The sequence below is a fragment of the Arthrobacter sp. 01N444 genome (assembly GCF_056399305.1).
Genome location: NZ_JBFTRB010000007.1, coordinates 96,817 through 116,300, shown reverse-complemented (window position 1 = coordinate 116,300; position 19,484 = coordinate 96,817). Strand labels below are relative to the sequence as shown.

Below are 19,484 nucleotides of genomic sequence, written 5' to 3'. Positions count from 1 at the left end.
AGGAAACCAGTAACCAGCAACCAGCACCGGGCGACGGCCCAGACACCGGTCAACGGCCGAGGCACCGGCCCGGGGGCCGTTCCTGGGGTCAGGCCGCCGGTCAGCCCACAGCGTCAGCCCACAGCGTCAGCCCCCAGCGTCAGCCTGCAGCGGCCGTCAGCGAGGCGGAGATGCCCCAGGTCATGGAGAACTGCTCCCCCGGCGCAAGCCAGCGCAGTCCCTCGCCGCTGTTGAACGCGTTGGCGGGACCGGTCATCGGCTCGATCGCGACCGCCTTCGACCGGCCCGGAAATTCCGTCGTCACGAAGACATGGACGTACCCGCAGCTCGCGTCCTGCCACAGGCTCACCGTCCGCCCGTCGGGTGAGCGCAGCGTGTGCCGGGCGACGCCGCCGTCGAACTCCAGGTCCGTGTAGGCCGAATCGAGGTCAAGTGTCCCTACCGGCCGCCCGCCGCGCAGATCGAAGTCGCCGCTGACCGGTTCACTGCTGCGCGGGATGAGGCGGTCGTCGGCGACCAGCCTGGTCCGGGCGTCCACGCTCACGGTGAGGTCCTCGCTGGGCACGTCGCCCAGGCGCAGGTACGGGTGCGCGCCAAGCACGAACGGCGCGCGGTCCTGGGAGTCGTTGATCAGGGTTTGGCGCACCACCAGGCCCAGGTCCTCGGCCAGTTCATAGCGGACCCGGTGCCGCAGAAGAAACGGGTAGCCGTGCTGCGGAAAGACTGCCGCCTCCAGGGTTACGGAGAACTCGTCCTCGTCCACGAGATCGTAGGAGGAGTTCCGCAGCAGACCGTGGCTGGCGTTATTGCGGGAGACCTCGGTGATGTCCAGCTGCAGCTTCTTGCCGTTGAGGTGCCAGACCCCGTCCTCCACCCGGTTGGCCCACGGTGCCAGCGTGATTCCGGTGGCACCGGGCGCGATGTCGGCATCCCCATAGGTTTCCGTCAGGGCGGTGTCGCCGCGGCTGTAGAGCCGCAGGCCGGCGGCGAGTTCGGTGACGACTGCCAGGGCGTCGCCGCGCCGGAGCTCGTACTGCCGGCCGGACGCGTACCGGCGCATCGTGTCATTGGCGGCGGATACAGTGCCGGATGCCGGGGGTGTCGCTGAGAGATCCATGGTGACCACCGTACAGCCCGCACCACACAAACAACCCGGCAACCCGTATACCTTGGACCCATGACTTCCAGCAGCGCAGGAGCCAGGCCATGAATCGACCCCTGGGCGGCCGCGGGCTCGCCGCCCGGTTTGAGACGGTCTTCGGCGCCCGGCCCGACGGCGTGTGGCAGGCACCGGGACGGGTCAACCTCATCGGCGAGCACACCGATTACAACGAGGGCTTCGTCCTGCCGTTCGCCATCGACCGGGCGGCCCGGGTTGCCGTCCGGGTCCGGCCGGACTCCACCGTGCGGATGCTCTCCACGTTCGGCAACCAGGGGCTGACCACCGCGGAGACCGGCTCGCTGGCCCGCGCCAGTGCCAGGGGCTGGACAAAGTACCCGCTCGGGGTCATCTGGGCCCTGCAGCAGCGGGGCCTTCAGGTTCCCGGCATGGACCTGCTCCTGGATTCCGAGGTTCCGCGCGGGGCGGGCCTGTCGTCCTCCCACGCCATCGAATGCGCCGTGATTTCGGCGCTGAACGGGCTCATGGACGCCGGCCTCTCCGTGCAGGATATGGTCCTGGCCACCCAGCGGGCGGAGAACGACTTCGTCGGCGCGCCCACCGGCATCATGGACCAGTCCGCCTCGCTCCGGGCCACGGCCGGCCACGCCGTCTTCCTCGACTGCCGGGACCAAAGTGTCCGGCTGGTGCCGTTCGACGCCGACGCCGCGGGACTGGTGCTGCTGGTTATCGACACCCGGGTTTCCCATTCCCACGCCGACGGCGGGTATGCGGCCCGGCGGGAATCGTGCGAACTCGCCGCCGAGGTCCTTGCGTGCGGGCGCTGCGCGACGTCGGGCTCGAGGACCTCGAGGAGGCCAGCGGCCTTCTGGACCAGGAGACCTTCCGCCGGCTCCGGCATGTGGTCACCGAGAACCAGCGCGTGCTGCAGACGGTGGAGCTGCTGGACACCCGGGGCCCGGCCGCCATCGGCCCCCTGCTCGACGCGTCCCATGCCTCGATGCGCGATGACTTCGAGATCTCCTGCGCGGAGCTGGACCTTGCCGTGGACACGGCGCGGTCGGCCGGCGCGGTCGGCGCCCGCATGACCGGCGGCGGCTTCGGCGGTTCCGCGATCGCCCTGACCCCGGCGGGATCGGCGCAGCAGGTTCGCTCCGCCGTCGAACGTGCCTTCGCCCGGGCCGGGTATGCCGCGCCGGAGATCTTCAGCGTCAGCCCCGCGGCCGGAGCCATGCGCCTGGCCTAGGCGGGGCGTAGTCTGGGCGCATGCCAGAAGCTGTCATCGTTTCTACCGCCCGGAGCCCGATCGGCCGCGCCTTCAAAGGATCCCTGAAAGACGAACGTCCCGACGATCTCGCCGCGGCCATGATCACAGCGGCCCTCGCCGGGATTCCTGCGTTCGACGCCGCCGCCGGGCCAGGCCGCGGCCTGGACGACATCTATCTGGGGTGCGCCGAGCCAAGCGGTGAGGCCGGCTCCAACATGGCCCGGGTGGTCAGCATCCTGGCCGGGCTGGACAACGTTCCGGCCGCCACCATCAACCGTTTTTGTGCCTCCAGCCTGCAGACGCTCCGGATGGCCTTCCACGCCATTAAGGCCGGCGAAGGCCAGGCGTTCGTGGCCGCCGGGGTGGAGGCGGTGTCGCGCTACCGGGAGTGGTCCGGTGCCGGTGAGACCGACGCCAGCACGCACAATCCGCGCTTCGAGGCGGCCCGGAAACGCACCGAGGCCCGTGCGGCCGCCAACACGCCGTGGACCGACCCGCGGCTGGGCGGCCGGATGCCGGACGTGTATATCGCCATGGGCCAGACGGCGGAGAACGTCGCCACAAGCTACGGCATCACCCGCGCGGAGCAGGACGCCTGGGCGGTGCTCAGCCAGAACCGGGCCGAGGCGGCCATCGCTTCCGGGTTCTACGCCCGCGAAATCACGCCGTATACCCGCACCGACGGCTCGGTGGTGGACCGCGACGATTCGCCGCGTCCCGGTGTGAGCGCGGAGGCCGTCGGCGCCCTGCAGCCCGTCTTCCGCAGTAGCGGCACTGTGACGGCCGGGAACGCGTGCCCGCTCAATGACGGGGCCGCCGCCGTCGTGGTCATGAGTGACTCGCGCGCCCGCGAACTGGGTCTCGAACCGCTAGCCCGGATCGTCTCCACCGGTGTCAGCGCCCTGTCCCCGGAGTTGATGGGCATGGGACCGGTGGAAGCGACCCGCCGGGCGCTCACGATCGCCGGGCTGGGCATCGGGGACATCGACCTCGTGGAGCTCAACGAGGCCTTCGCGGTCCAGGTGGTGGCCAGCGCCCGGGAGCTCGGCATCGATCCGGAGAAGCTCAATATCCACGGCGGCGCCATCGCGCTCGGCCACCCCTTCGGGATGACCGGCGCACGCATGACCACCACGCTGCTCAACGGGCTCCGCGCCCGCGATGCCTCCCTCGGCCTGGCCACGCTGTGCGTCGGCGGCGGCCAGGGCATGGCGGTTGTGTTCGAGCGGCTCAGCTGAGGCGTTGCAGCTGATGGGCTGCAGCAGGTTCCCGTCGCCGCAAACACGAGGAGCCCCGCCGTTGGGCGGGGCTCCTCGCGGGAAATCAGGGTCGTTCAGGAACGACGCCGGCTACTCGTCGCCGCGGAGGATGGCCAGGAGTCGGATGATCTCGACGTAGAGCCAGACCAGCGTGACCGTGAGGCCGAAGGCAGCGGTCCAGGAGAATCGCTGCGGGGCGCCGGCGCTGATGGCCGCCTCGATGGACGTGAAGTCCATGATCAGGGAGAAGGCGGCCAGGCCAATCGCCAGGAAGCCGATGAAGACGCCGAGCGGGATGCCCATGATCTCCACGCTGGTGCTCAGTCCGAACGGCGTGGTCACGGCCCCGGTCATCATCATGAAGAGGTTGATGAGCGCGAACACCGCATAGCCGATCAGTGCGATCATGAAGAACCGCATGAGCTTGGGCGTCGCCCGGACCTTGCCGCTCTTGAATAGCACCAGCGTCACGGCGAAGACGGACAGCGTCCCGACGACGGCCTGGATGCCGACTCCCGGGAACAGGTTGTCGAGGATGCGGGTCAGGCCGCCGAGGAAGAATCCTTCGAGCAGGGCGTAGGCCAGGATCAGTCCGGGCGACGGCTGCTTCTTGAAGGTGTTGACCATTGCGAGGGCGAAGCCGCCGAGGGCTCCGAGGATCATCAGCATGGATCCGGTGCCCTGCGGGACGGCGAGCGCCACTGCGGCGCCGACTACCAGGATGCCGAGGCACCCGGCGGTCTTGACGATGACGTCGTCGTACGTCATCCGGCCAATGTCAGCCGGCCCGGCCGCCGGGCGGTTGTACAGGTCCTGGAGCTGTTCCTGGGTCATGCCCTGCTGGGCCGAATTCCACCCGCCCTGGCCCGGGGCCTGGCCGTAAGCGGTCTGGCCATACTGGTTCTGACCGTATGGGTTCTGACCGTATGGGGCCTGCGGGGCAGGCGGTGCCTGGGTGGCTTCGCGGAAATTCTTTCCGCTGAAGATCGGGTTTCCGCCATGTGCCATTGCGGGTGTCCTCCAAAATAAGGGGGTGGGTGATGTTCCGGTGCGATGCGGACTAGTGCGTTGCGGACTAGACGAAACAGGGTTTTATATAGTCACGCTACCAATTCCCACGGCTGACAGGGAGGGATAGTTCCCCACGGGGACCGCCGCAACCGAACCGTGATCTAGGTCAGCGGGTTTTTCAGGCCGAGCATGTCCGCGGACGCCGGCCTCCCGGCGCGGCTCGCGAGAGTGCGGCTCGCGACAGTGCGGCTCGTGACAGTGCGGCTCGTGACGGTGCCGGCCGCGAGCAGGCCGGACTGTCCGTCACCGTGGAAATCGTCGAACCGCTGCGACGGGTCCCCCTTCGGCTCCGGGAGCGGGCCGGGAACCGGCGCCGGCGTTCCCGTGCCGCTGTTGACAATGACGTCGTCGATATAGATGTCGGCCATTTGCTGATCGTGTTCGGAGCCAAGCTGGAGCGTGTCGAGCGTCGTGGCGGAAATACTGACAGTGCCGGCGTAGACCGAACGCCCGTCCCACCAGATTTGGACGTTGGTCCCGGGGCCGTTGGGGACCACGTGCATGACGAGCCGGTGCCAGGAGTCAGTCGGGACGTCCCGCCGCAAGGTGGTGTAGGCGAACCCTGCAGGTGACGAGGTACGGAGCACGAGCTCATGGGAGATGTTCTGCCGGAATACATCCAGGACGCGGACTCCGCCGGCAAAGAACCGGAAGTAGGGAACATTGTTTCCCGCCATTCCTTCGGCGGCGATGTTGAACCAGCCGTCCGCATATGCCTCCGTGGTCCCGGGGGTCAGGCCCACCGTCAGCCTGGCGATGGAGCCCGGCGCCGCGGTGGTGTGCAGGAGGGCGGCACAGTTCCCGGAGCGCGAGAGCCCGGTGGACACCGAGGCGTTCCCCGTCCCGGCCACGGAAATGCCGAACCCGTCCAGGGTGCCTGCCTCGAAGCTGGACGCCGCCGCCTGGATCCCCGGATAGGGGTCCCTGAGTGCCTCCGTGGAGGGAACGCAGGCCTGCGCCCCAGCGGTTTCGGGGCCCAGGCTGAGCGCCGGGAGGCCCAGGATCGCCAGTACAAGCGAACCCGCGAGGCACAGCTTGACCACCCGGTTCATCAGTCGGCCCTCCACGATCGGCCCCTGCCTTCGGCGCCGGCCGGATTCCGGAACGAACGGACTCGGGTTCTGGCGCTCTTCGCACCATAACGCCGGCGGGCTTGGAAAAAGCTTGGGGGTGGCGGTGACGCGGGCCGGAGCGGACGTGCCCGGCCGCCCGCGCCAGCCCCGGGCGGCCCGGCGAATCGGGGACCGGGCAGGCCACTGTTTAGGCATACTCGGAATCAACAAAAGTTTTCTTTAGCTGGGCTACAGCAAGGTGTCGGCGGCGCTACACGGTTGTTACCCGATCGCGACGTTCTCCCTGCTCGCGGCGGCATTCTTTGGGCCCCCCGGGCTGTAGCATAGGCCACACAGGGTGACGGACATCACAACACATGATCGTATTGCCAGACGCTCGTCCCCTGACCGTTCGCAACGGTTGCAAAGGCGCAACCCACAGCACCCCCATGTGGAGGTTTTCAATTTGAGAAGCACAACGAGCGGCCTGTCGCAGAGACGGCGCGGCAGACTATTGAGGGCTGTGGGGTCAGTATTTGCAGCCACGGCTGCGCTACTGCTCATCGTGGCCCCGGCGTCCAGCGCCACGACCCCCTCGCCGACACCATCCCCGTCGGCCACCCAGTTCACGAACAGCATCAGCGGCTTCCTGCGCGGCGACGACCGCGCACCAATCCCCGGGGTGACCATCACCGCCACGAGCGGCGATTTCACGGGAACCACCAAATCGGGAGCCAACGGCGCCTGGACCATCGGCGTCCCCACCCAGGGAACCTACGAGGTCAAACTCGATGAGTCCACGCTTCCGCAGGGCATCAAACTGGCCGAGGGCCAGGAGAACCCCCGCAACGTCACCTTCAGCCAGACCTCAAACCTCTCGGTGATCTTCACGTTTGGCAAGGGCATTGTCGTGGAGCAGCAGAATTTCATGCAAAACCTGCTCAACCGGCTGGTGGCAGGCCTGAGCTTCGGCCTGTTGCTCGCCCTCGCGTCCGTGGGCCTGTCCCTGATCTTCGGCACCACCGGCCTGACCAACTTCGCCCACGGTGAAATGGTCACCCTCGGCGCGGTGCTGGTGTTCGCCTTCAACCAGATGCACCTGCCGTTCTGGCTGGCCGTCATCCTGGCCGTCATCGGCGGCGGATTGTTCGGCTACGTCCAGGACGCGGGCCTGTGGAAACCCCTGCGGCGCCGCGGAACCGGACTTGTTCCGATGATGATCGTCAGCATCGGCCTCGCCCTGTCCGTGCGCTACATCATCCAGTTCTACTTCGGCGGCGCCACCCAGCAACTGCCGTTCGCCCAGAGCGTGGAAATCCTGATCGGCCCGATCTCCATCTCCCCCAACAACCTCTTGTCCCTCCTCGTCAGCGCCGTCGTGATCGCCGCCCTCGGGATCGTCCTGCTCAAGACCCGCCTCGGCAAGGCCACCCGTGCTGTGGCCGACAACCCGGCGCTGGCCGCGGCCTCCGGCATCGACGTCGACTCCGTCATCCGGATCGTCTGGGTGGTCGGCGGCATGCTCGCCGCCCTCGGCGGCATCCTCTGGGCCTACTACCGTCCCGGCGTCACCTTCGACATGGGCTCGCAGATCCTGCTGCTCATCTTCGCCAGCGTCACCCTCGGCGGCCTCGGCACAGTCTGGGGCGCCCTGGTCGGTTCCATCATCGTCGGCATCTTCGTGGAGCTGACCACCGTGTTCGGCCTCGCAGCCGACCTCAAATACGTGGGAGCGTTGTTCATCATGATTGTTGTCCTCTTGTTCCGCCCTCAGGGCATTCTGGGCCGCAAAGAGCGCGTGGGTTAGGAGACAGCCATGGACTTCGGATTCATATTTTCCAGCGCCGCCGGCGAACTTTTCAGCCCGACGACAGCTGCCTACGCCCTGGCCACCCTCGGCCTCGCGGTTCACTTCGGCTACACCGGCCTGCTCAACTTCGGCCAGGCAGGCTTCATGGCAGTGGGGGCCTACGGCTTCGCCATCTCCACACTGACGTTCCATGTGCCGTTCTTCGTCGGGCTGCTCATCGCCGTCGTCGCCTCCGCCATCTTCGCCCTGCTGCTGGGCATCCCGACGCTGCGGCTGCGGGCGGACTACCTGGCCATCGTGACCATCGCGGCGGCCGAAATCGTGCGCTACATCGTCACGACCAACCAGCTGACCGCCGTCACCGGCTCGGCCAACGGCCTGGCCGCCTTCGAGGGCGATTTCTACGCCATGAACCCCTTCCCGCCGGGGACCTACGTTGGCATGAACAACCGCGACTTCTTCATCCGGGTGGTCGCCTGGGCAGTCGTGGCCCTCTTCTGCACCCTGGTCTGGCTGCTGATGCGCAGCCCCTGGGGCCGGGTACTCAAGGGCATCCGCGAGGACGAGAACGCCGTCCGCTCGCTCGGCAAGAACGTGTACGCCTACAAGATGCAGTCCCTGATCATCGGCGGCGCGCTCGGTGCCCTGGCAGGCATGATCTTCACGATTCCCCGCGGCGCGGTTCAGCCGGCCAACTACGGCACGGAATTGACGTTCTTCCTCTACACCTGCCTGCTGCTCGGCGGGCTCGGCACTGTGCTCGGCCCGGTGGTCGGCGCGATGATCTTCTGGGTGGTGCTCTCGCTCACCCAGGGCATCCTCTACGGCCTGATCGAGTCCGGCACCATCACGTGGCTGAACACGGTCCAGGCCGGGCAGCTGCGTTACATCCTGGTCGGCGTGGCGCTCATGCTGCTGATGATCTTCAGGCCCCAGGGCGTTCTCGGCAATAAGAAGGAGCTGGCATTCGCATGAGCATTCCAAGCGAAGAGTCACGGGACGAACCCCGCACGTCGGAAGAGATCGACTACATGACGGACAACCGTCCGATCGCCGCCGGCGAGATCGCGCCCGGTTGCAAGAAGCGTGATCCGATCGTGGTGGCAGAAAACGTCACCCGCACCTTCGGCGGCATCAACGCCGTCGACGTCCAGTACCTCGAGATCCCGCGGCACAAGATCACCGCGCTGATCGGCCCCAACGGCGCCGGCAAGACCACCTTGTTCAACCTGCTGACGGGATTCGATACCCCGAACTCGGGTACCTGGCAGTTCGAGGGCAACAACATCGCCGGCGTCTCCTCGTACAAGGTTGCCCGGATGGGGATGGTGCGCACGTTCCAGCTCACCAAGGTCATGGGCAAGCTCACCGTCATGGAGAACATGCGCCTCGGCGCCTCCAGCCAGTCCGGGGAACGGCTGTCCAAGGCTTTGTTCAAGGGCATCTGGGGCGGCCAGGAAAAGAAGATCACCCAGGAAGCCAACGTGCTGCTGGAGAAGTTCAAACTGGACGCCAAGAGGGACGACTACGCGGCGTCGCTGTCCGGCGGGCAGCGGAAGCTGCTGGAAATGGCCCGCTCCCTCATGGTGCGGCCCAAGCTGGTCATGCTCGACGAGCCGATGGCCGGCGTCAACCCGGCGCTGACGCAGTCGCTGCTGGACCACATCAAGAACCTCAAGGCCGAGGGCATGACGGTTTTGTTCGTCGAGCACGACATGAACATGGTCCGCCACATCGCCGACTGGGTGGTGGTGATGGCAGAGGGCAAGATCGTGGCCGAAGGGCCTCCCGCCGAAGTCATGAAGAACCCCGCCGTGATCGACGCCTATCTCGGCGCCCACCACGACGTGGATCTCGGCGACGCCGAGGGCATCAAGGAACTGGCCGCGGAGCTGGTCGCCGACGAGGAATCGATTGTCGGCACTGAAAACGCCGGCATCATCTCCGCCGACGTCCTCGCCACCGAGGCGGAGGAGGCGGCGAACGGGACGACGCGCGGCCGCCGCAGCGCCGGAGAGCCGAACCGCGCCGAAGAGCCAAACCGCACAGAGAAGGACAAAGAATGAGCGCCACCAGCGCGGCACCGGCCGCCCAGCCCGCCTTCGATGGCGACTCGGTCGTGAAGGTCACCGATCTGGTGGCTGGTTACATCCCCGGCGTCAATATCCTCAACGGCTGCAGCATCGAGGCCCGCAAGGGTGAGCTGATCGGCATCATCGGCCCCAACGGCGCCGGCAAGTCCACGCTGCTGAAGGCCATGTTTGGCCTGGTCAAGGTCCACTCCGGCTCGGTGGTGGTCCGCGGGCAGGACATCACCGGGCTCAAGGCCAACAAGCTGGTCAGCAAGGGCGTCGGCTTCGTTCCGCAGAACAACAACGTGTTCGCCGCCCTGACCATCGAGGAAAACATGCAGATGGGCATGTTCCAGCGGCCCAAGGACTTCGCCAAACGGTTCGACTTTGTCTCCGAACTGTTCCCGGAGCTCGCCAAACGGCGCGCCCAGCGTGCCGGCTCGCTCTCCGGCGGCGAACGCCAGATGGTCGCCATGGGACGGGCCCTCATGATGGACCCGGCCGTTCTGCTGCTCGATGAGCCCTCCGCGGGCCTCTCCCCTGTCAAGCAGGATGAGACCTTCCTCCGGGTCCACGAGATCAACCGGGCCGGCGTCTCCGTCATCATGGTGGAACAAAACGCGCGCCGCTGCCTGCAGATCTGCGACCGCGCCTACGTGCTGGACCAGGGCAAGGACGCGTACACCGGTACTGGCCGGGAGCTCATGAAGGATCCCAAGGTCATCCAGCTCTACCTGGGGACGCTCGCAGACACTGTCGAATAGCGCTCCGGGCAGTATCTCCCCCGCAAGGGCCGTCACCAGCCGGTGGCGGCCCTTCTGCGTGCCCGGTGCCTGCTACAACAGTCCGTGGCCCCACGGCATCTCCAGTCGCCTCCGGTCGCCTCCGGTCGCCCCCGCAGCCACTTGCTCGGCCTCCGTCGCCCTTCGGTTGAGCCACGTTTTCGCGGCGGTTTCGGACCGGCGCACCTCGGATCCGCGCCGCCCCTGTCCGAATCCGCAGCGCAAATCCGGTTCCGCAGCCGCCGCACGGCCACGGCAGCCCTTCCCCGCACCTCGTGGCTGCCAAGGCACCTCGGATGTCGACACCACGACGCCGGCCCCTCTTGGCGTCCTCATGTCCTGTTTCCGCACCGGCTCCGGACCGGCGCACCTCGGATCCGCGCCGCCCCTGTCCGAATCCGCAGCGCAAATCCGGTTCCGCAACCGCGTCCGGTTCCGCGGTCCTGACGCTCCGCCCCCGCTCCCCCGCACGCAAAAGACCCCCGTCCGGACTGGACGGGGGTCTTTTGTTAGTCGAGGGGAAGCGGCTTACAGCTTGCCGAATTCTTCCTTGACCGGCTTGTAGGTGTTGTCATCCTGGTACTCGTAGATGCCAATGTAGGCTTCCGTCGGGTCGCCGGCGTCGGAGAACGTTACGGGGCCGGACTGGCCGTCGTAGTCGATGTCCTTACCGTTGCGAAGCAGGGTGACGCAGCTCGGGAATGTGTTGCACTTCTCCCCGCCTTCAGAGACTGCCTTGAGCTGGGCTGCGATGTCGGTGCCCTTGGTGCTCTTGGCGGCCTCGGCAGCCAGTGCGATCAGGTTCACTGCGTCGTAGGACTCGCCGGAGTAGCTGTAGTCCTTCAGCGCCGGGTCAATCGCCAGGAGCTTCTTTTTGAAGTCCTCCTTGGCGAAGGTGCCCGGGATGGTGCCCTGGGCGCCCTTCAGGGTTCCTGCCTGGAAGTCCTTGCTGTAATCGGACATGTTGCCGTCCACCATGAAGATCTGGGTCGGCTTGACGCCCTTGCCCGTCATCAGCGGAACGATGCTCTTGGCCTGGTCGAAGGTGATCAGGGCAATGGCATCCGGCTTGGCGGCCAGAACCTTGTCCACCTGGCTGCTGAACTGGGAATCGCCTTCATTGAACAGCTCCTGGGCAACAACCTTGCCGCCGGCCGCCTCGAAAGCTGCCTGGACGTTCTTAGCAAGGCCGGTTCCGTAGGCGTCGTTCAGGACGATCATGCCGACCGTCTGGGCGCCACAGGTGGCCATGTAGTTGCCGAGGACCTTGCCCTGGAGCACGTCCGAGGGCGCGGTGCGCCAGTAGAGGCCCTTGTCATCCCACGCCGTGAAGTCCGGGGAGGTGTTGGCCGGGGAGAACTGGACGACGCCGGCACCGGTGATCTGGTTGATTACGGTCTTGGAGACACCCGAGGAGGCGGCGCCGACGATTGCGCTGACGCCCTGTCCGAGCAGTGCCGTGGTGGACTGGGTGGCGATGTCGGTCTTGGTGTCGCCGGAGTCACGGTGGATGACCTCTACCGGCTTGCCCAGGACGCCGCCGGCATCGTTGACCTCCTTGATGCCGAGGTTGACACCTGCAATTTCGGGCGGGCCGAGGAAGGCCAGCGAACCCGTCGTCGGCAGGAGCGAGCCGATCTTCAGGGGCGTGGGGGTGGTGGTGGCCGAGGCGGGCACAGTGCCCGTTTCGCCGGCGGCGCTGGTACCGCCACCGGTGGCGCTAGGTGCCGGGCACGCGATTCCCGCGGCCGCGGCTGAGCTGGATCCCGACGAACTCGGGGCGGGTGAACCGCCACAAGCCGTAGCCAAAAGGGCGACGCCGAGGCTAAGCACGGTGAGCTTAGCGACGCGGGGCGCAACCCGGGGGAGTGAAGTCATGTACAAGCTCCTCGATCTAAAGGTGCGAACGGCCTTTGACGCGAAAGATCAGGTGTTCCTGATTCCACTTCAAGCTAGTGCAATTTCGACGTGAAAATAAGTGACTACGGTCACATCCTTATAACACTCGTTGCATAGAGGAAATCTGGACGGTTTGCGGCGGCTGTTTTGTCGGGGGCGACGGCCCGGAACGGCTGCCCGGGTCAGGCGACCCCGAGGGCAAGCACGTGCGTGGACAAGCCCGTGCGAGGGTCCTGGGAACGCCGGGGGTCAGGGCCACCCGGCTGCCGCCGCGCCGCAGGGCGGCGCACAGCTCAGTGCCCCAGGTGGGACTCGAACCCACAACACGCGGATTTTAAGTCCGCTGCCTCTGCCAATTGGGCTACTGGGGCGCCCGGTCAATGGTATCCCGTCGCCGGGCGGATCAGCCCGCGAAAGGATCCGCATAGCGGAAGGTGCCGCTCACGCCGCCGGGCCAGACGGCGAGCGGCAGCAACTGGAAGTGCGCGGCCCAGCCTGCCTCCGGCGGCGCCACCCCGAGCGAGGTGGACGGAACAAAGCCGAACCGGGAGTAATACTCGGGGCTGCCCAGCAGGGCTATCCCCCGCTCCCCCGCGGTGTTAGCCCGCGCCACGGTCTCGTTCATGAGCGCGGTGCCGATGCCGTGGCGCTGCAGCCGCGGCACCACCCCGATCGGCCCGAGGCCGAGCAGCTCCAGACCGTCCACCCATCCGCGGGTGCTGATCACATGCCCCACGATTTCGCCGGCGAGTTCGGCCACGATGCTGAACGCCGGCAGGTATTCCTGGCACTCGAACAACCGCGCCAGCAGCTTCACTTCCTCGGGTTCGCCGTCGATGTGCTCTCCGGTGGCGGGCGAGATGGCAAACGCGGCGGCGGTGAGGGCGAGGATGGCGGGACGGTCCGCCGGTTCCTCGCTGCGCAGCACGAGTTCCGGTGCCGGTTTGTGCACCCCGTTGGCCGCGACGAGCTCGTGCAGTACCTCCAGCGCCCGTTCGGTGTCCGCCACCGGCACCAGCAGGTGGTCATGGTGGAAGCCGGCCAGGACGTTGCAGCTGATCTTCGCCTCGGTCAGGGCCGCGCTGACGGCAGCCGTGAGGCCGATCGCCTCAAGCGAAGAGTGCACCTGGAGCGTGATCCAGGCCGCGACGAAGTCGTAGGAGAGCCCCAGGCTGTCCGCTTCGTTCCGCGGCAGCACGACGGTCAGCCCTTCCGCCTCACGGACGGCGGCCGCAATGGCCCCGGCCAGGGGCTTGCCGTGCGGCCACAGGGCGTAGACGTATTCGCCCTCGCGCAGTTCGGGGTGCATGGTGGCCAGGAGGGCGTGCAGGTCCTTTTCAGCTGTCATGGAGCCAGTCTAGGCGGGGGTCCCGCGCTCCTGCCCGCTCCCGGCGTCCTGGGGCGGCTGCCCGCCACGAAAACGGCGGCCGCTCCCCCTGGGGGGAACAGCCGCCGTCGAAGGCTCGGATCAGGCTACTTGGAGTCGGCCGGAACAGCTTCCTTGGTGTCGTTCTTGGCAGTGTCGTTCTTGGCAGTGCCACTCTTCGCGGCGTCGTTCTTGGCAGCATCCGCAGGCGTGCCGGCAACGGGAGCAGCGGCAGGCTTCGGGGCCGGCGTCGCTGCGGCCACGAAGGCGCCGCGCGGGTTGTCCAGATCCATCAGCTGCGTGGTGTCGCGGCCCAGGAAGAAGGCCCAGATCCAGCCGGAGATCACGCGGATCTTGCGCTCCACAGTGGGGATGGCCATGCCGTGGTAGCCACGGTGTGCCAGCCAGGCCAGCGGGCCCTTGAGGCCGATGCGGCCAAGCAGGTTGATGTTCGCCACGCCCTTCCATTCGCCGAAGCCAGCGACGGCGCCCAGGTTCTTGTGCTTGTAATCCTTGAGCGGCTTGTCCCAGCGGGAGGCCCACAGGTTCTTGGCGAGGCGCTTGGCCTGGCGCAGCGCGTGCTGCGCGTTCGGCACGCACGTGCCGTCCGGCAGGCCGCTGCCCGTGAGGTCGGGGACGGCAGCGACGTCGCCGGCGGCCCAGGCGTTCTCGATGATGCCCTCGTCGCCTGCGATGCGCAGATCGGCCAGGACGCGGACGCGGCCGCGCGGCTCGAGCGGGAAGTCGGTGGAGCGGACCATCGGGTTGGCCTGCACACCGGCAGTCCAGACCAGGGTGTCGGTCTCGAATTCCTGGGCCGGGCTCTTGTCCGGGAGGTTGATGAGCTTCAGGGAACCCTCGGCGTTGTCGAGGGAAGTGTTCAGCAGGACCTCGATGCCGCGGCTGCGGAGGTGCTCGACGACCCATTCGGCCTGCGATGCCGTGACCTCGGGCATGATGCGGCCCATCGCCTCGACCAGGACGAAGCGGACTTCCTCCTGCTTGATGCGCGGGTTGTTCTTGACCGCGGCGCGGGCCAGGTCTTCCATTTCGGTGATGCACTCGATGCCGGCGAAGCCGCCGCCGACGACGACGAACGTCAGGGCGCGGGCGCGCTCAACGGGGTCCGTCATGAGGGAACCGGTCTCGATCCGCTCGAGAACCTTGTTGCGCAGGGCGACGGCCTCTTCGATGGTCTTCAGGCCGATGCCCTTGTCCGCGAGGCCCTTGATCGGGAACGTGCGGGTGATGGCGCCGGCGGCAAGCACGACGTCGAAGTACGGAATCTCGAAGGTGTGTCCACCGTCGGAGGGTGCGACCACTGCCGTGCGGTTGGCGTGGTCGATCGAGGTGACGCGGCCCTGGATGAGTTCCGTCTGCTTCAGGTGCTGGCGGTGCGAGACGACTGCGTGGCGCGCCTCGATGTTGCCGCCGGCAACTTCCGGCAGGAAGGGCTGGTAGGTCATATAGGGCAGCGGATCCACGAGGGTGACGATGCCACCAGCATTCGCGATCTTTTTCTGAAGTTTGAGGGCTACATACAGGCCGACGTACCCGCCGCCGACGACGAGTACCCGGGGACGGTCCTGGAGCTGAAGGGAGGATGCCATATCTCAAGAATACAGTAGTTTGTGAAAACCTTCACTAACTATGACGGCTTGCTGGAGTCCACCGGATTGACGGCCTCGGGTTCGGCCTTGCCGGGCCCGTCCGGCCCGTCCGGGCCGTCCTTCGGCGGCGTGCGCATGGCGGCCCGCAGCTGGAACGCGGCGGCCACAACGATTCCCACGAGCAGGGCTCCGAAGCCCAGGACCACCGCGGCCGGCACGGCACTGTCCAGCTGGGACGGCTTCTCCGCGACGGGCACGGTCGCTTCGGGCAGGGTGGGGGCAGCGCTGGAGGGCGCGGGCTCCGCGGCAGAGGCAGTCGTGGCGAGGTTTCCGCGCCGGTGGACCCGGATCCAGTCCGAAATGGACCCCAGCGGATTGACTTTGGTTTCCGGGACATCGGCCTTGAGTGCGGCCTCGGCGTTCAGCACGCCGAAGCCGTAGAGCGGATCCTTCCCTGGCGCCCCGGCGTCCTTGGCCGTGGTGACGATCCGGTTGATGACCTGGCTGGCGGACATTTCGGGCCATTTGGAGCGAATCAGGGCCGCGACGCCGGACACGATGGGCGTGGCTCCGGAGGTGCCGGCCCAGTCGGCGTAGCCGCCGCCGGGCAGGCCGCCAACCAGGTCCTCGGCGGGAGCTGCGACGCCGATGCTGATGCCTTGGGAGGAGGAGTCGATGCTGGCCGCGCCCGTGCGGTCCAGGCCTGCAACCGTCAGGACGCCGGGGATGGTGGCCGGGGCGCCGACCTGGACGTTGCCGCCCACCCGGTTGCCCGCGGCGGCGACGATCACGACGTCCTTCTGTTCGGCGTAGAGGAATGCCGCGTCCCAGCTCTGCGGCCATTCCGGCGACGTGCTGCCGAGGGAGATGTTGATGACGCGGGCGCCGTTGTCCACGGCCCAGCGCACTGCCTCCGGGATCTGGTCCTGGTCGCTCTTGCCGCCCGGGTTGGCGGAACCGAGCCAGGTGGAGACGGACAGCAGCTGCGCTTCCGGGGCGACGCCGACAACCCCGTCAGGTCCAGCGGCCGGGCCGGCGGCAGGGCCAGTTGCGCTGGCGCTCGGTTTGGCGGTCGCTTCGGGCGCCTGGTGCCCCCGTCCGGCCAGCATGGTGGCCACGAGCGTGCCGTGTTCGGGTTTGGCGCCGATACTCTCCTGGCCGTTGGCCTTGCCGGCGCCGGAAATGTCCGCGCCGCCAGCGAGCACGCCGCCCAAATCCGGATGCCGGCCGTCCACGCCGCTGTCAATCACGGCGACCTTGACCCCGGCTCCCTTGGAAACGTCCCAGGCTTTGGTGATGCCGGACTCGGCGAGCCAGTATTCCTTGTCCCGCCAGGAGTCGGCGTGGGCGGGTGCGGCCAGGGTCAGCGCCGCCGTGGACGCTCCGCCGGCGAGGGCCAAGGCCATCAACGCGGAGGCGGTCCGGCGGCGCCGGGCTGTTGCTCTGGTCATTCAGGTCCTATCGGCGGATGCACCAGCGGCACGGGCGCGCGCTGGGGCACGGCTGCTGGGGCGGGATCATCGGATGCTGAGGGCAATTCCGTCAAGAATATCGTGTTCGCTGCTCACGGCCGTGGTGATGCGCCCGCCGGTGACCTCGGCCAGGCGCTGCAGGACCCGCCGCCAGACCAGTCCACCGGCGCCGATCACGTCCACCCGCCCGGAGTGCATGTAAGGCAGCGCGGCCCGCTCCTCCCGGGTCATTTCGAGCAGCTCGGTGCAGGCTTTCCGGACCGCGTCCAGGTCCAGTTCGGTGCCGTGGATCGCGGCCGGTGAGTACTCCGGCAGGCGCAGCGCGTGCGCCGTGATGGTGGTGACGGAGCCGGCCACGCCGACGACGGCGGTGGTGCGTTCCAGCGGAACGGTTTGTGCCGCCTCGCTGATGGCGGTGTCGACGTCGGTCTCTGCGGCTGCGATCTGATCCGCGGTGGGCGGATCGCTGCGCAGGTGCCGTTCGGTCATCCGGACGCAGCCGACGTCGACCGACCGGGCCGCGATGACGCCGTCGGCGTTGCCCAGCACGAACTCCGTGCTGCCGCCGCCGAGGTCCACCACCAGCACGGGGTCCTGCCCGCGGGAGGGCAGGACACTGCTGGCGCCGGCGAAGGACAGCGCGGCTTCCTCGTCGCCGGTGATCACCTCGGGTTCGACGCCGAGGATGTCGCGGATGCCGTCGACGAAAACCTGGCGGTTGCGGGCATCGCGGGTGGCGGAGGTGGCCACGAAGCGCACTTTTTCGGCGCCGTGCTCGCGGATGAGGGCAGCGTAGTCCCGGGTCGCGGCGAAGGTGCGCTCGAGCGCTTCCTGGGCCAGTTCACCTGTGGAGTCCACGCCCTGGCCCAGCCGGACCACGCGCATTTCCCGCACGATGTCGGTCAGCCGCGGCGTGGCCGGCCCTGTTGCGCCGCCTGCGCTCACATCTGCGATCAGCAGGCGGATGGAGTTGGTGCCGCAGTCTACGGCCGCGACCCGGGTCACTTGGACTCCCCCGTGCCGGTGGTACCGGCCGTCTCAGCAGCACCGGCGGCGGCGGCCGTGTCAGCGGCGCCGGCGCCGGCGGCGTCGACGCGGGACTTGCGGACCGGTGCGGGCCGGCCCACGATCTCCGGCAGGCCTTGGGGGCCATGGCGGCTGAGGTCCCGGGACGGGGCCTCCCCGCCGGTGTCCCAGGCGCCGTCGCAGTAACAGCGCTCCACGGTCCACCATTCGGCGATGGCCGCGATCGATTCATCCCCCAGCGGGTTCACGCCCGGACCGGCCGCCAGCGAATGCCCCACGAGGACGTGCAGGCATTTGACGCGGGTCGGCATTCCGCCGGCGGAGACGCCGTCAATTTCGGGAACGGCCCCGATGCCGGAGCGCGCGCCGATCTCGGCACGGGAGGCCAGATATGCCTCGTGGGCGGACCGGTACCGGGCCGCGAGGCCGGCGTCGGCAGCGAGCCGGTCGTTCATTTCGTTCATCAGCCCGGCGGCCTCCAGCCGCGATACCGCCGACGTGATCACCGGGTGGGTGAGGTAAAACGTGGTGGGGAACGGCGTACCGTTGCTGAGCCGCGGCGAAGTGGCGGCAACGAGCGGGTTTCCGCAGACGCAGCGTGCCGGGATTTCGACGACGTCGCGCACGGGCCGGCCCAACTGGCGGCTGAGGACCTCGAGATCGTGCGGCGACGGCTGGCGGGAGCCCTCCGGGGCGTCTGCCCTGTGCCGTGGTGCCGGGGCCTTGGCCCCGTCGTTGTTCTCGGCTGCTCGGTTCTGGTCCACTCGGTTCTCGTCCACGGGAGTGGCACCTTCCTGCCCTGTTCCGGATTGTCCGCGGGACAATCCCGGCGGCGGGCGCCGCTTCTAGTCTGTTGCCGATCGCCTGATGGACTCCCAGAGGGCGTCCACCCAGGGCAGGTTGGCCGGGTCTTGTGCTGATGCTGCACCCGCCGCGCCACCGGACTGCGCGGCAGGAAGATCGCTGCCGAATACCCAGTAGCCCGTCTCTCCGGGCATAACCATGTTAATGCGGTCGCGGGCCTGCTGTTTCACATAGTTGGGATCCTGCCACCGCGACACCTGGCGTTTGAGGTCCTCCTGCTTCGTCTGCTTGGCCGCAATATCGGCCTGCAGCGCCGCGATTTCGGCGCGTTTGTCCAGGAAGATCTTGACCGTGGGGGCCAGCAGGATGGTGATGGCAATCATGACGACGCCCAGGGCCAGCAGCCGGCCCGAGAACGCCTTGGCGGGCACGGGGTCCAGGGATTCGTCCGGGCCCCCTGCGGCGGTCCGGTTCTGGGTCTTGCCGCCGGCCTTGCCGCCGGACTGGCCGCCGGCCTTGCCGCCGGACTTGGCGCCGGCCTTCCCGGCCGCCGGGCGGGTCTCGGGCTTTGCCGGTGCTCCTGCCGGGGCTGTTGCGGGACGGGCTCTGGCCGCAGATCCGGCGCCGGTGCTGCCCGGGGCCGGCTTGCCTGTGTGAGCTGACACCCGTGGCGGGGCAGGCGCAGCGCCGGCCGGCGCCGCCGCGCCGCTGCGGGCGCCGCCAAAGTCCGCCTGGATCACCTCGCCGCCGTCGGCTGCTGCCCCCAGACCCGTGGCCGCAGGCTTGGCAGCAGCAGCCTTGGCGGCAGGCGTAGCCCGGGGAACATTGGGGCGTCGGGTTGCCATGTCACTCCTTCAAAAACGGACCAAAAAAA

At 67.9% G+C, this 19,484-nt stretch carries 15 protein-coding genes, 1 tRNA gene and 1 pseudogene; 6 read left to right on the top strand and 11 right to left on the bottom strand.

Annotated elements, in window-relative coordinates; translation table 11 throughout:
- Nucleotides 1-139: 139 nt before the first annotated feature.
- Nucleotides 140-1,117: an aldose 1-epimerase family protein gene (locus tag AC1DKN_RS10690; protein ID WP_243180042.1), complete on the bottom strand. Its 978-nt coding sequence runs from the start codon at nucleotides 1,115-1,117 to the stop codon at nucleotides 140-142.
- A gap of 89 nt (nucleotides 1,118-1,206) precedes the next feature.
- Here AC1DKN_RS10690 and galK point away from each other — a divergent pair.
- Together galK and AC1DKN_RS10680 are read left to right on the top strand one after the other, a co-directional pair.
- Nucleotides 1,207-2,366, top strand: a pseudogene (galK, locus tag AC1DKN_RS10685) (galactokinase).
- A gap of 20 nt (nucleotides 2,367-2,386) precedes the next feature.
- Nucleotides 2,387-3,625, top strand: a complete 1,239-nt coding sequence (locus AC1DKN_RS10680) for an acetyl-CoA C-acetyltransferase (RefSeq protein WP_476871244.1) — start codon at nucleotides 2,387-2,389, stop codon at nucleotides 3,623-3,625.
- A gap of 111 nt (nucleotides 3,626-3,736) precedes the next feature.
- Here the strand turns inward: AC1DKN_RS10680 and AC1DKN_RS10675 are convergent, their stop codons facing one another.
- Both AC1DKN_RS10675 and AC1DKN_RS10670 read right to left on the bottom strand, forming a co-directional pair.
- Nucleotides 3,737-4,654: a Bax inhibitor-1/YccA family protein gene (locus AC1DKN_RS10675; protein WP_476871243.1), complete on the bottom strand. Its 918-nt coding sequence runs from the start codon at nucleotides 4,652-4,654 to the stop codon at nucleotides 3,737-3,739.
- Between the two features lie 164 nt (nucleotides 4,655-4,818).
- Nucleotides 4,819-5,784 (bottom strand): hypothetical protein, encoded by a 966-nt coding sequence (locus AC1DKN_RS10670; RefSeq protein WP_476871242.1) that lies wholly within the window; start codon nucleotides 5,782-5,784, stop codon nucleotides 4,819-4,821.
- Between the two features lie 508 nt (nucleotides 5,785-6,292).
- Between AC1DKN_RS10670 and AC1DKN_RS10665 the strand changes: the two genes are divergently transcribed.
- From AC1DKN_RS10665 to AC1DKN_RS10650, 4 genes are read left to right on the top strand one after another with little or no spacing between them, the layout of a single operon-like run.
- Complete coding sequence (locus AC1DKN_RS10665; protein ID WP_476856583.1) at nucleotides 6,293-7,576, top strand: branched-chain amino acid ABC transporter permease; 1,284 nt, start codon at nucleotides 6,293-6,295, stop codon at nucleotides 7,574-7,576.
- A gap of 9 nt (nucleotides 7,577-7,585) precedes the next feature.
- Entirely contained in the window at nucleotides 7,586-8,554 is a 969-nt protein-coding gene (locus AC1DKN_RS10660; RefSeq protein WP_223914177.1) for a branched-chain amino acid ABC transporter permease, read from the top strand.
- Entirely contained in the window at nucleotides 8,551-9,645 is a 1,095-nt protein-coding gene (locus tag AC1DKN_RS10655; protein ID WP_476856584.1) for an ABC transporter ATP-binding protein, read from the top strand. Before AC1DKN_RS10660 ends, AC1DKN_RS10655 begins: the two co-directional genes overlap by 4 nt.
- Entirely contained in the window at nucleotides 9,642-10,415 is a 774-nt protein-coding gene (locus AC1DKN_RS10650; protein WP_230009341.1) for an ABC transporter ATP-binding protein, read from the top strand. The genes AC1DKN_RS10655 and AC1DKN_RS10650 overlap by 4 nt, the downstream gene beginning before the upstream one ends.
- A gap of 546 nt (nucleotides 10,416-10,961) precedes the next feature.
- On the opposite strand, the gene AC1DKN_RS10645 is transcribed toward AC1DKN_RS10650, so the two are convergent.
- From AC1DKN_RS10645 to AC1DKN_RS10610, 8 genes are all read right to left on the bottom strand, one after another.
- Nucleotides 10,962-12,311 carry an ABC transporter substrate-binding protein gene (locus tag AC1DKN_RS10645; protein ID WP_476871241.1) on the bottom strand — a complete coding sequence of 450 codons (1,350 nt, stop codon included), beginning with the start codon at nucleotides 12,309-12,311 and terminating at the stop codon, nucleotides 10,962-10,964.
- Between the two features lie 318 nt (nucleotides 12,312-12,629).
- Nucleotides 12,630-12,703, bottom strand: a tRNA-Leu gene (locus AC1DKN_RS10640).
- A 32-nt stretch (nucleotides 12,704-12,735) separates the two neighbouring features.
- Nucleotides 12,736-13,680, bottom strand: a complete 945-nt coding sequence (locus tag AC1DKN_RS10635) for an N-acetyltransferase (protein WP_476871240.1) — start codon at nucleotides 13,678-13,680, stop codon at nucleotides 12,736-12,738.
- Between the two features lie 125 nt (nucleotides 13,681-13,805).
- Nucleotides 13,806-15,308: an NAD(P)/FAD-dependent oxidoreductase gene (locus tag AC1DKN_RS10630; protein WP_476856586.1), complete on the bottom strand. Its 1,503-nt coding sequence runs from the start codon at nucleotides 15,306-15,308 to the stop codon at nucleotides 13,806-13,808.
- Nucleotides 15,309-15,346: 38 nt separating this feature from the next.
- Nucleotides 15,347-16,759 carry a S8 family serine peptidase gene (locus tag AC1DKN_RS10625; RefSeq protein WP_476871239.1) on the bottom strand — a complete coding sequence of 471 codons (1,413 nt, stop codon included), beginning with the start codon at nucleotides 16,757-16,759 and terminating at the stop codon, nucleotides 15,347-15,349.
- Between the two features lie 66 nt (nucleotides 16,760-16,825).
- On the bottom strand, nucleotides 16,826-17,785 hold the full coding sequence (locus AC1DKN_RS10620) for a Ppx/GppA phosphatase family protein (RefSeq protein ID WP_476871238.1): 960 nt from the start codon (nucleotides 17,783-17,785) through the stop codon (nucleotides 16,826-16,828).
- Nucleotides 17,782-18,444, bottom strand: coding sequence for a DUF501 domain-containing protein (locus AC1DKN_RS10615; RefSeq protein WP_476871291.1), 663 nt, complete (start codon nucleotides 18,442-18,444; stop codon nucleotides 17,782-17,784). The genes AC1DKN_RS10620 and AC1DKN_RS10615 overlap by 4 nt, the downstream gene beginning before the upstream one ends.
- A 207-nt stretch (nucleotides 18,445-18,651) precedes the next feature.
- The gene (locus AC1DKN_RS10610; RefSeq protein ID WP_476871237.1) at nucleotides 18,652-19,455 is read right to left on the bottom strand and encodes an FtsB family cell division protein; all 804 of its coding nucleotides are present in this window, start codon (nucleotides 19,453-19,455) and stop codon (nucleotides 18,652-18,654) included.
- Nucleotides 19,456-19,484: the final 29 nt, after the last annotated feature.